This is a genomic window from Blautia marasmi (assembly GCF_900258535.1).
Lineage (GTDB): Bacteria > Bacillota > Clostridia > Lachnospirales > Lachnospiraceae > Blautia > Blautia hominis.
Genome location: NZ_OIWX01000001.1, coordinates 3053515 through 3065184, shown reverse-complemented (window position 1 = coordinate 3065184; position 11670 = coordinate 3053515). Strand labels below are relative to the sequence as shown.

Below are 11670 nucleotides of genomic sequence, written 5' to 3'. Positions count from 1 at the left end.
TAAATCTTTTTCAGACTTATCACAATAAAAGGCGCCATCCATACCCGTCCGCCCCCTCAACAATTTGTCCTCCTTTCAAGAATCCTTGCATATTTTCCCCACTTCCATAATAAGTTATAAAAAGGAATGCAGGAGGTGCAGCCATGAGCTCAAAGACCAAGATTGTCGTATTACATATGAAAGAAGTCATTTATACCATTATTTTCGTGGTACTTGCCATTCTTCTGGCGGTTCTTCTCTTTATGATGTTCGGAAAAGACCGGAAAGCCGACTCAGCCGCCACTTCAGCCGCTGTCTACCACGCTGGCGTGTATAAAAGCCCCATCACACTAAATGGCAACACATTTGACGTTGAGGTTACTGTGGACGAAAACCACATAAATGCCATATCTCTGGTAAATTTAAGCGAGACCACCACTGCCATGTATCCGCTGATGGAGCCCGCACTGGATGCGCTCTCCAGCCAGATCTACGCATCGCAGACCACGGAAAACATTACCTATACAGACGAGAACAAATACACCTCGATGCTTCTGCTGGACGCCATCAACGAGGCGCTGGACAAAGCAAAAGTGGATTGAACGCCGCGGCCGGCATAACAAGCCGAATAAAAAAACGGGGATGCTCCGGAACATCCCCGTTTTTTTCTGTCTGTTGATCATATCTGTTCTTCTCTGAAACCGCTTCTCAATTTACCGTGAGTACCTCCCCTGCATAGATCAGATCAGGATTTTCTATCCCATTGGCTGCCGCAAGCTGCGAAACCGTGGTACCGTACCTGCGTGCGATCCCGGACAACGTATCGCCGTAGCGCACAACATAAGTCCTTCCCACATCCCCGGTACTTCCCGAGGAAGATACCTGAAGAATCTCACCCGGATAGATCAGGTTGGGATCAGAGATATGGTTCATAGCCGCAAGTCTTTCAACAGAAGTCCTGTACATCTGTGCGATCCCCCAAAGAGTATCCCCTCTGCGCACCAGATATGTGTTATTCATCTCTGAAGAAGGCACATTATCCGCCAGCGTGATCCTCAAAACCTCACCCGGATAGATCAAATTAGGATTTGCGATCCCATTCTCCGAAACGATGGCTGAAACACTGGTCCTGTACATCTCTGCGATTCCCCAAAGTGTATCCCCGCTCTTAACCGTATATTCCACTGTTGACGCAGAAGGCTCCGGCATGGGCACAGGCCCCGGCACACTGCCCGGTTCTTCCAGAAACATGGCATCCGTATAAAGATCCAAATCCACCGGCCCAGAGATCCCGGCCACATTCCCCATATCCGAATACTGCCATCCGGCCCAGGAATCCCAATTCACCGCCGAGGAAGGTTCAGAAACGCCATACTCCGCGATCCAGAGCGGATACGCTGTCAGTCCGCCGCCAAAAACAGCCCCTGCATTATAAGCGTCACTATACACCACGGTCCCTTTGCCGCTCAGATCTTCCACTGTCCTGATAAACGCCAGCCCAATTTCATTGGCCTCAGCGGCACTCAGTGTTGTCAGGTCTTCAAAGTCCATCGCCAGGCGGCACTGGAACTCCTTCCCCTGTATGGTATTTACAAAAAAATGGGCCTGGTACTCAGCCTGGGAGACCGTCCTGGCCGTGACATAATGATAAAATCCCACATTCAGCCCGGCTGCCCGTGCCCTCTCGTAATTCTGTTCAAAATACGGGTCCGTATAATCACTGCCCAGACCGGAACGGATATAGACCGTGTCCACCCCGGACTCTGCCACCTCCTCAAAATCAATATCCCCCTGCCACATACTCACATCAATCCCCCGGCGCTGTTCCCCCGAAGCCGCAGGGAGGGCAGACACGGATGTACAAGTGAGCAGCACAAAAGCCGCTGATAACAATATATATGAAAATACTTTTCTGATCATATCAATAAAAATCCTTTTTTCTCTATCATATGACCCCTATTCCCATCTGCTACCTTTCCCTCTCAATCAATGAAAGTTTTCCATCCGCTGCGCATTGCCGTGCGGGTGTTCCACCCGCTAAACCATCCGCCCCCTTTTTCTGGACGCACCTATCCTTTCACGGCGCCTGCCAGGATTGCATTCTGCACCTGCTTACTTAATAAAATATAGATCAAAAGCACTGGGAACGTAGCCACTACCATTCCCGCCCCTATAGGTCCCCATTCCGTATAATACATACCAGCCAGGCTTTGGATCCCTACCGTAAGTGTCTTATATTTTTCATCACTGATAAAGGTCATTGCAAACATCAGCTCATTCCATGAAGATAAAAACGTAAAGATAGCGATCGTAGCCAATGCCGGCCGGACCAGTGGTAATATTACCCTGAAAAAGGTCTGATAAATATTGCATCCGTCTATACAGGCCGCCTCCTCCATCTCGTACGGCACGGTTGCGTAATGATTTCCCAGCACCATGATCCCAAAAGGAAGGGCGAACACAATATACGGAATGACGATAGCCAGCGGCGTATTCAGTATATTGATCTTCTTAAATAATATAAATAGCGGAAGCAGCGTTGCATGGATAGGGATTGTTAGACCCGCCATAAAGAACCAGTAAGCCGCTCCCCTGAGTTTCCATCTCATCCTTGTCACTGCATAGGCAACCATGGAGATCAAAATGGTAGATACAACAATGACCACAACTGCCACCAGTACACTGTTTCCCAGATATCCTAAAACCTTTCCTCCAAGCAAGGCGTTCTCATAATTTTTCACCTGCCAGATTTGGGGAGGCCCCATAATATTGCCGCCGAAGATTTCCTGATTACTCTTAAATGAGAAAAACACCAGCCAGATCAGCGGATAGACCGAGGTCACAGTAAAAAGGAGTAAAAACGCCATAAGGATTATTCTTATGCACTTTTTGCAGATAATACTTTTTAATGATTCTTTCATCCTTTTCCTCCCCCTTAATATTCAATCGGTGATGTCTTCACCAGCCGCTGCAAAAGATATGCTATGCCAATACATTCCACTACGATAAAAATTGCAGCTGCACTTCCGTATCCATAACGGTTGATGACAAAAATACTGTTGAACATCAAAGAGCTGGGCACTTCTGTGGAATTCACCGGACCGCCGTTTGTCAGTACATAGATCATGTCGAATGCTTTTAAAGAGCCTGTGATAACAAAGATCGCACATGTCTTTAACGTTGGTAATATCAAAGGTATGGTAATCTTCATGGCTGCTTTTATGCCCGTGGCCCCATCTATCTGCGCGGATTCATGGATGTCCTTTGGAATGGCCTTGATGGCCGTATACAACAGAAGCATGTGATACCCTATGTTCTGCCAGATGATAGGGATAAATACACAGAATAGAGCAGTTTTGACATCCCCTATCCAGTTTTGTGTGAGATTTTCCAGCCCTATCATTTTCAGCAGCTCATTTAAGGCTCCATAATTAGGATTATAGATCTTAAGCCAGAGCTGGCCCACTACTACTGTGGACAAGGTGACCGGTATAAAAAATATGGTACGAAAGATAACTTCACCCTTTATATGTGATGCCAGGATCAACGCCAGGATCAGGGCCAACGGCAGCTGGATCAACAGCGTAAAGATACACAGAAGAAAGGAATTGATAACCGCCCTATGGAAAATAGTGTTTTGAAACATTTCTATGTAATTATCAAGGCCGATAAAGATCCCTTTTCCGATACCATCCCAGTCTAATAAACTATAGTAAAAAGAAAACAGTACAGAAGCGATCAGCAGGCCTCCAAACAGCAGCAAAGACGGAAGCGTGAATATAGCGATCGCTTTTTTATTTCCTAAAAATCTATCCAAAATAGCACCTCCCTGCTTTTAAAATCGGCAGCATAATCTGCGGGATAGAGATTATGCTGCCGAAATCATATTATTTCCTGGTTGCCGTCATTGCCTCTATATATTGTTCTGCCGTGGTCTGCTTCGCATAGATCCCCTGCAGAGAATTGCTGTGGATATCTGCTGTCTCTGCATCCAGCAGGGTATCCCATGCCAGACAGAAGCCGTCTGCATTTTCCATCAGTTCCGTTAAACGTTTCTGCATATCCGGTAACTCCGCGTCTCCCTCGTATTTCCATGTGGGAAGGTGCGCGCCGCTCTCGTAGCCATATTCTGAAAATTTCTGGCTCATAAATACAGCAAACTCTACGGCTTCTTCTTTTTGTTTTGATTCAGAAGAAACCATTAAAGTAGCACTGGCTCCTCCGATATAAGAATTCTGTTTCTCCGCACCGCCTTCGGCTGTTGGCCAGTTTGTCACTGTCAGGTGTCCTGCCAGAGGTGAATCCTCATCTAAATTCGCAACGCCCCAGCTTCCGTTATAGAACATAGCCGCTCTGCCTTCCAGAAATTCATTTTTCGCCTCATCGTTGGTGAGCGCCACTGCGCTGTCTGAAAAGACACCTGTGCTGACCATTTTCTCCAACTCTTCTGCGGAATTTTTCACAAATTCCTGGTCAAAATTCCCTTCCCCGTTTAACAGTTTTGTATTTTCATCAACACCTCCGTAGCGCAGGGAAAGGATACCGAATGGGAACAGCCCGGGCCATTTGTCTTTTTCCCCCAATGACACGGGTGTGATCCCATTTTCCACGAATACCTTAGATACCTCATACATCTCATCCATGGTTTCCGGAACCTTCAGATCATACTGGTCAAACAGTTCCTGGTTGCACATAAGTACGCCGATAAAGCTGTCCAGGGGAAGTCCGTATAAGGAGTCCTCATAGTAAAAATTATTACATATGTTGGGCATCATTTTATCCATATCAATGACACCGCTGTCCACATAAGCGTCAAGGTTTTCTACAATCCCGGCTTTTACAAAGGATTGGGAAAATCCGCCGCCCCAGGAATAGAATACATCGGGAGCCGAACCTGCTGCCAGTGTGGTCTTTAACTTTGTCTTATAAGCTTCGTTATCTGTTTTGTCCTCTTTGACGGTAACATCCGGATGTGTCTTTTTGTACTCCTCCAGCGCTTTATTCCATGCCAATACCTGGCTGTCCGTTTCATTCACCATAATGTGGGAAACTGTTAATTCTACCCCTTTTGTATCCCCATTATCCGTCTCTTTCTTTTGTGGGTCCGCCCCTCCTTCACTTCCACAAGCCGCTAAAGATACTACCATGGCCGCTGCCATAAGTGCCGCTAATCCTTTTTTCCTCATTTTCCTTTCTTGCCGGGAGCACCCGGCAATTCCTCCTTTCAAAGTTTAACGTGTTTTTTTATAATTGTATTATACCTATTTTCGCTTTTTCTTTTCCTTTTGCTTTTTACTATTTCTATTAATATTTTTACCACGGGAAACAGATTTCCGGCCCCTTTGCAGGTCAGCAAAAAAGGCCGTGCCGGCATATGACTTTGGCGGACAGAATAATAGAACTGCACCGCTTCTGAAAGCCGGTGCAGTTCCGTCTATAAGGTTATACACAATGTACAGGGATCTTAACCCTGACGTTTTTTGGAACGGTACTCATAAGGCGTACAGCCTACCGCTTTTTTAAACAGGATCCCTAAATAATTGGCATTGCCGGTCCCTACTTTTTCCGCTACTTCATAGATCTTTAAATCAGTCTCTTCAAGCAGGGATTTCGCCCGTTCAATGCGCTGGGCATTTACATACTCCACAAAAGATACCCCCATCTCCTTCTTGAATATACGGCTCAGATAGCTGCTGTTCAGATAAAATTTCTCAGCCGTTCCCGCTAACGCCAGCGTGGCATCCGACAAATGCATGTTGACATATTCTTTTACCGCATAGATCAGGCTGGACGGCCTGACAGACTTTTCATCGTGATACATTTCCATGATCTTTCTGCACATATCCAGAAAACAATCCTGCAAAAGCTTTAATGTAGGTATCTGAAAGATCCGCTGGTAATACTCCTTATAATCCTCATGGAAATCATAAGATGCCTCTTCCTTTGTATTCATAGAATAAATATAAAAGACAGCATTGAGAAGCTGCAGCTTCAGATAAAATAAATCCATAAAATTGATATGCTTCCATTTTTCAAACCAGTTATGGACCAGTTCCTCCACCTTGGCGGGGGAGTCTGTTTCAATATAAGCATGCAGTTTTTTCAAATCTTCCATGGGTATGGGATTGGCCATTCCCTCAAACCTGGAAAATATTTTTTCCTCCTGATATTGGTTGTTTCCGAAAACAATAGCTGAATTCAAACGATTATTAGCTCCCATATACGATTTATAAATGTCTTTCATAAACCGCTCTGCATCCCCAATCCCATAATAAATGGGGAAATGAAACGTTTTTTTCCATTTCCCTTCTAATTCAGCCATAAATGTTTCCCATGAAAAATCCTCTTCACGGCTTAGGAATACTATATGCCCGAACTTGTCCGGCACCCAGTATATCCTTTTATTTTCCAGCTCCTTTTCCAGATAATGCGTCATCCACTCTGTGTTCCCTTTTTTAATGTCCATGCCAAGTATTATCTGGGAGAAATCATCAAAACTCACCACCACGGTCTGATAAAATCCCTCCCTGCCCGGCAGCAGAGAATCCACAGCATTTTCAGATAAAGAATCCTGATGGAAATCAGGCTCCAGTAATTTTTTCAGATAATATTCCCGCACGATGGGTTCATTCTGCCTTCTGTAATCTGTCAATTCCCGAAACAGCTCATCCTGTGACTGCTGGGATAAGATACTCTCTTTAATCTCCAGTGCCACGTTTTCCAGTTCTTTTTCGTCGATGGGCTTGAGCAGGTAATTATCCAGACCCACCCGGATACCGCGCTGCGCGTATTCAAAATCATCATGTCCGGTAACGGCGATCACTCTTACATTGGGACAGCTCCCTTTTAACAGCCCGGTAAAAGACAGACCGTCTAAACCGGGCATACAAATATCTGTCAGCACCACATCCGGTTTCAATTCTTCCGCCAATTGAAGCGCGCCCTGAGCAGTCCCAAGCTCTCCTACAATGGTGTAACCTAATCTCTCCCAATCAATGCAATTACGGATATACTGTCTGATCAAATATTCATCATCTACAATCATAAGTTTCAGCTTCTGCATATAACCACCCTCATCTTTGGAGATCTGTAACAGCTCAGGCAGCTGAACTGTTACATGCATCCGCCTATTCAAATCGCTTCGCGATGGGCCGGATGCCTACTGTCGTTACATATTCATACGGTCAGTGCAGTAAATGCGCAGGCCGGTCTGAACTGTTACGGAGATCTTTCATAGGAATATAAATCTGTATCTTTGTTCCCCGGTTGATCCTGCTTGTTATTTTATAGACCATATCCCCGCCGTAACAGTATACCAGTCTCCGAATGGTCCCCATTAACCCAAAGGATTTCCCGGCTCCTGTATTTTTGCCATTGAGGACATTGTTTAGTGTATTCTCTGTCATTCCAATCCCGTTATCTTCCACCACCAGGCTTAAATATCCCTTTTCCTCTTTGATCCGCACAGCGATACGGCCTTCCTCCACGAAACCGTGGATTCCATGGGTGATGGCATTTTCAACTAAAGGCTGTAAGACCAGCTTTAATATTTTATATCCGCCCACTTCGGGGTCCACATCATAGTCCACCTGCAGGTCCTCACCGTAACGCATTTTCTGTATTTCGATATAGTTTGCCACCATTTGGACTTCTTTTTCTATGGTGATATACTCATCGCCTTTGCTCAGACTGATCTTATAGAACTGGGCCAGTTCACACATCATGTGATAGGCATCCTCATAGCGTTTTAACAAAAACAGGGATTTAATAGAATCAAAGGTATTATAGAGAAAATGGGGGTTCATCTGTGTACTCAGAACTTCCAATTCCGCTTTTCTTTTCTGCATTTCCACCTGTTTTGTTTTCTCCAGCAGATTTTGGATCTCCCCCACCATTTCATTATAAACATCTATCAGATTCTGCACTTCACGGTGCTTGGTCTTTATCTCAATCTGTTTGAAATGTCCGTTCTTTACCTCCTCCATAGATTCCATTAATTTTTCAATGGGGCGAGTATACCAGTGGGACACAAACAGTGCCGCAATGATAATGATCGCCGCCTGGACAGCAAGGAGTATCATGGTCAGCAGAACCGTTCCTTTTTCCTGCTGATGAAGATCATCAAAAGGCGTGACCCCCATGTAAGTCAGCGTCTCCGTCTGGTACACGGATATCTGGCAGCGGACGTTTCCGATCTGCTCCGTGGCGGAGTCCCGGCCTTCTTTCACAAGCTGGATTCCCAGTCTTTCCGCCTCCTTCTGCATACTGCTGTCTAAGGTATTCAGCAACACATGGTCTTTATTCGAAAAAATGTAAAATTTCATCTGTGACTCATTATCATCTAGATTCAGCAGCAGCTTCTCCACCATTTCCTGGGAGATATGGATCATCATGTATCCGATGGTCTGCATGGAATCAAGGCTTCTGATGGCACGGGCAAAGGAAATGCCCGGTATCTTATCGGGATTGCGGAAAAAGTCATCACAGCGGTAGATGACGTGATACTGCCCGTCCTGCCCTACGTCCCGGTACCAGCTATAGTCCTGTATGTTACTGTGCCGCAGGGGATTGTTTCCCGACTTGTCTGAGTAGCACAAAAAATTTTCCGTATCAAAAATATAAACGGACTCGATCAGATCAATTTTGGAGATCAATTCTATCAGGGAATCTTCTATCTGCTCTATATTGCGGAAATCGGTGATTTCCACCTTTTCCTTTACCAGTCCCTGCTGCAGATCAGAGTCTGACAGACAGATATAGGAATATGTATTGATATTTTCGATTATATTTTCCACTAATGTGTTCACACTTGTCAGATTCGTGATGGCAGCTTCCTGGGTATTTTCATATAAAATACGCTTATTATAGGTCTGGAAAATTGCCACGGTGCAAAGAAATACTAAGGTGATAATCGTGATCATCAAAACTGACATTTTCGTTGCAATTTTCTTTGAATAAATAAAATGCTGTATTTTACGCTTCCAATCTTTTGTATTTGGCATAATTTTCCTTTTTTCCTTATAATTTTCAAAGAATTTTGTAAATTATACACTATTTTCCGTAATAAATCAATAAAGGCGAGAACACACCTCAAAAAACAGAAGCGTGTGGTAACAGTTCAGACAAGCTGAACCGTTACAGCGTGTGGACTGCTGCATGTAAATACGCTCTCTGCAGTTTTCCAAAATACCTGATCCATATCCTCAGGTTTCAGGATCTGCTTATACTTTTCCAGCTCCACCTTTACATTATTCACATGGTCTGACGCGAACATCATCCTGTGTGGTCCTATTTCCCTGTAGATCTCCCTTGTGTTATAGATTCCTGTCCAACTGGTCTCCAGGTAGATATTGGGACATTCTTTTGCCACAAATATGGCCTGATGAGTATCCCAATCCATACCGGAATGGGCGATCACAATTTTCAGATCCGGATATTTCCGGGCTGCCTTCCATATCTTCAAAGGCTGGGAAAACGGCACGCCGGAGCCTGTATGGACCATCATAGGCACCTGAAGCTCATTTGCAACGGAAAAGGCGAACATGCCGTCCTCCGATTCCGGATCTACCGCATGCCCTACAGGTGTGATCTTCAAGCCCACAAATCCCAGTTCTTTGATGCATCTGTATGCCTCCTCTCTGTACTCTTCCTTTGTAAAATGGGGATAGATGGAGGCCAGCCCCCAAAACTTCATTTTCCTGGAAGCACACAGACGGGCAATTCGGTCATGTATCTCCCGGTTTGCCTGCAGGGAAAACCGGGGCAGGGATGGCTGCACAATGGCTCCCGCCACCGGGGTATCCTCGTATCCCTTTAACAGATCCTCCTCGCTGATATGATGGTCAAAAACACAGTCATCCCCAAGGTGTGCGTGTACATCAATTATTTTCATACAATCTCAATCCTCTCTTTTTCCGGTCCGGGTGCCAACGGGAGCCGGGCACCCGGGCCTGCTCTGCCTTTCCCGCGTGGGGATGACTCCTCCGTTCGATGCTGATCCCACATTTTGAGCATACTGATACAGACAGCCTGTGATATTCTTATGGACTCTGGCTTTTGTCTTACGGCGCTGTACAAAGTCAACGCAAACAGCCTCTATGGTCCCCTGCCGTACATCTACCAGGATTTCATCTCCATTCTCCAGATAGGCGATGGGGCCGCCGTCAGCGGCTTCGGGGCAGATGTGCCCTACAAAACAGCCGTTATTGGAACCGGAAAATCTTCCGTCCGTGATCAGGCACACTTTGTCTCCCAGATCCATCCCCACCAACAGCTTCATTGCCTTGTACATTTCAGGCATACCCGGTCCACCCTTGGGGCCCTCATTGCGGATCACTACCACATCTCCGGCTTTGACCTCGCCGCATCTGATGCCGTTAAGCGCCTCTTCCTCCCCCTCGTATATCTTTCCTTTTCCGCGAAACACCAGGGCTTTTTCCGGAATAGCGGAAGGCTTCGTCACTGCGCCCTCCGGCGCCAGATTTCCTTTCAGGATTTTGATCCCTCCCATTTTATGTACGGGATTTTCCATGGGGTGGATCACCTCTTTTCTGTGATTGGTTACATTCTCCAACAATTCTCCAACGGTTTTACCTGTACAGGTCTTTTCCTGTGTCCACAAAACCTCCTGTAACTCCTTCATAAGTACCGGTATCCCTCCCGCCTCATAAAAATCCAGGAGAGTATTGCTGCCTGCCGGGATCAAGGGGACCAGATGAGGGATCCCCTCGCATATCTTTCCAAATTCAAATACAGACATCTCGATCTCACCTTCATATGCAACAGCCAGCAAATGAAGGACTGCGTTGGTGGAACCTCCTATGGCGGCGTTCACCCTGATCCCATTATAAATTGCCTGTTTCGTTATGATATCTCTTATTTTTATATTTCTGCGTACCATTTCTACAATCTGCTTGCCGCTCTGATATCCCACGGACAATCTCTCACTATACACCGCAGGGATAGCCGCTGTACCGGGCAGCATGATCCCCATGGCCTCTGCCAGACATCCCATGGTGTTGGCCGTACCCAGCATGGCGCAGGAGCCGATGGAGGGCATAGCATGTTCCTCTATCCACTTAAATCCTTCCTCGCTGATCAGTCCCTTCTTCAGCGCACCTTCTGATTCCTGGATAATAGAATGGTCAATGTATTCTCCTCCGTAAGGATTCCCCTCCTTCATACGTCCCGGCAGGCTGGGACCGCCGTTTATAAGAATGGCCGGAAGATTCACCCGCATGGCTCCCATGAGCATACCGGGAATGATCTTGTCACAGCTCCCCAGTAAGATAAGGCCGTCCAGTCTGTGTGCTTCCGCCATGGCTTCTATGCTGTCCGCGATCATCTGCCTTGTGGGAAGAATATACCGCATTCCCTTATGTCCCATTGCTATCCCGTCACATGCCCCGATCACGCCGAATTCTACGGGCGTACCGCCTCCTGCCTGTATTCCTTCTCTGACACGCTCCGATAAATTTTTAAATATCACATGCCCGGGGCAGACTGTGCTGTAGGAATTCACCACGGCGATCATGGGTTTTTCCAGTTCCTCCCGGGTATACCCGTCCGCCTTATACAACGCCCTCACATTTGCCCACTGAGGTCCCTTTAAAATATCACTGCTTCTCGTATTCATACCAGCGCTCCTGCTCAATCTGTTCATTTATTGCAACTGTTCCATTTTTGTTACTG

Annotated in this window: 9 protein-coding genes; 1 reads left to right on the top strand and 8 read right to left on the bottom strand. The window is 46.1% G+C overall.

Annotated elements, in window-relative coordinates; genetic code table 11:
• The first annotated feature begins 143 nt into the window (after positions 1-143).
• Complete coding sequence (locus tag C6P39_RS13225; RefSeq protein WP_065543257.1) at positions 144-581, top strand: hypothetical protein; 438 nt, start codon at positions 144-146, stop codon at positions 579-581.
• Positions 582-687: 106 nt separating this feature from the next.
• Here the strand turns inward: C6P39_RS13225 and C6P39_RS13220 are convergent, their stop codons facing one another.
• The 8 genes from C6P39_RS13220 to ilvD all read right to left on the bottom strand — a co-directional run bounded on the left by C6P39_RS13220 (position 688) and on the right by ilvD (position 11614).
• A complete protein-coding gene (locus C6P39_RS13220) occupies positions 688-1899 on the bottom strand; it encodes a LysM peptidoglycan-binding domain-containing protein (protein WP_104804084.1) in 1212 nt (403 codons plus the stop codon).
• 149 nt (positions 1900-2048) lie between these two features.
• Complete coding sequence (locus C6P39_RS13215; RefSeq protein ID WP_104804083.1) at positions 2049-2900, bottom strand: carbohydrate ABC transporter permease; 852 nt, start codon at positions 2898-2900, stop codon at positions 2049-2051.
• A 14-nt stretch (positions 2901-2914) separates the two neighbouring features.
• On the bottom strand, positions 2915-3796 hold the full coding sequence (locus C6P39_RS13210) for a carbohydrate ABC transporter permease (RefSeq protein ID WP_095172289.1): 882 nt from the start codon (positions 3794-3796) through the stop codon (positions 2915-2917).
• Positions 3797-3866: 70 nt separating this feature from the next.
• On the bottom strand, positions 3867-5165 hold the full coding sequence (locus C6P39_RS13205) for an ABC transporter substrate-binding protein (RefSeq protein ID WP_104804082.1): 1299 nt from the start codon (positions 5163-5165) through the stop codon (positions 3867-3869).
• Between the two features lie 278 nt (positions 5166-5443).
• Positions 5444-7042 carry a response regulator transcription factor gene (locus C6P39_RS13200; protein WP_158661562.1) on the bottom strand — a complete coding sequence of 533 codons (1599 nt, stop codon included), beginning with the start codon at positions 7040-7042 and terminating at the stop codon, positions 5444-5446.
• Positions 7043-7163: 121 nt separating this feature from the next.
• On the bottom strand, positions 7164-8981 hold the full coding sequence (locus C6P39_RS13195) for a cache domain-containing sensor histidine kinase (RefSeq protein WP_104804080.1): 1818 nt from the start codon (positions 8979-8981) through the stop codon (positions 7164-7166).
• A gap of 116 nt (positions 8982-9097) precedes the next feature.
• A complete protein-coding gene (locus C6P39_RS13190; protein ID WP_104804079.1) occupies positions 9098-9871 on the bottom strand; it encodes an amidohydrolase family protein in 774 nt (257 codons plus the stop codon).
• Positions 9872-9877: 6 nt separating this feature from the next.
• Positions 9878-11614 carry a dihydroxy-acid dehydratase gene (ilvD, locus tag C6P39_RS13185; protein ID WP_242987040.1) on the bottom strand — a complete coding sequence of 579 codons (1737 nt, stop codon included), beginning with the start codon at positions 11612-11614 and terminating at the stop codon, positions 9878-9880.
• Between the last annotated feature and the right edge of the window lie 56 nt (positions 11615-11670).

Bases quoted from the DNA above. Each gene is read 5' to 3' on its own strand.
- ilvD (WP_242987040.1), bottom strand. From the start codon at position 11,614: ATGAATACGAGAAGCAGTGATATTTTAAAGGGACCTCAGTGGGCAAAT.
- C6P39_RS13195 (WP_104804080.1), bottom strand. From the start codon at position 8,981: ATGCCAAATACAAAAGATTGGAAGCGTAAAATACAGCATTTTATTTAT.
- C6P39_RS13205 (WP_104804082.1), bottom strand. From the start codon at position 5,165: ATGAGGAAAAAAGGATTAGCGGCACTTATGGCAGCGGCCATGGTAGTA.
- C6P39_RS13200 (WP_158661562.1), bottom strand. From the start codon at position 7,042: ATGCAGAAGCTGAAACTTATGATTGTAGATGATGAATATTTGATCAGA.
- C6P39_RS13220 (WP_104804084.1), bottom strand. From the start codon at position 1,899: ATGATCAGAAAAGTATTTTCATATATATTGTTATCAGCGGCTTTTGTG.
- C6P39_RS13225 (WP_065543257.1), top strand. From the start codon at position 144: ATGAGCTCAAAGACCAAGATTGTCGTATTACATATGAAAGAAGTCATT.
- C6P39_RS13190 (WP_104804079.1), bottom strand. From the start codon at position 9,871: ATGAAAATAATTGATGTACACGCACACCTTGGGGATGACTGTGTTTTT.
- C6P39_RS13215 (WP_104804083.1), bottom strand. From the start codon at position 2,900: ATGAAAGAATCATTAAAAAGTATTATCTGCAAAAAGTGCATAAGAATA.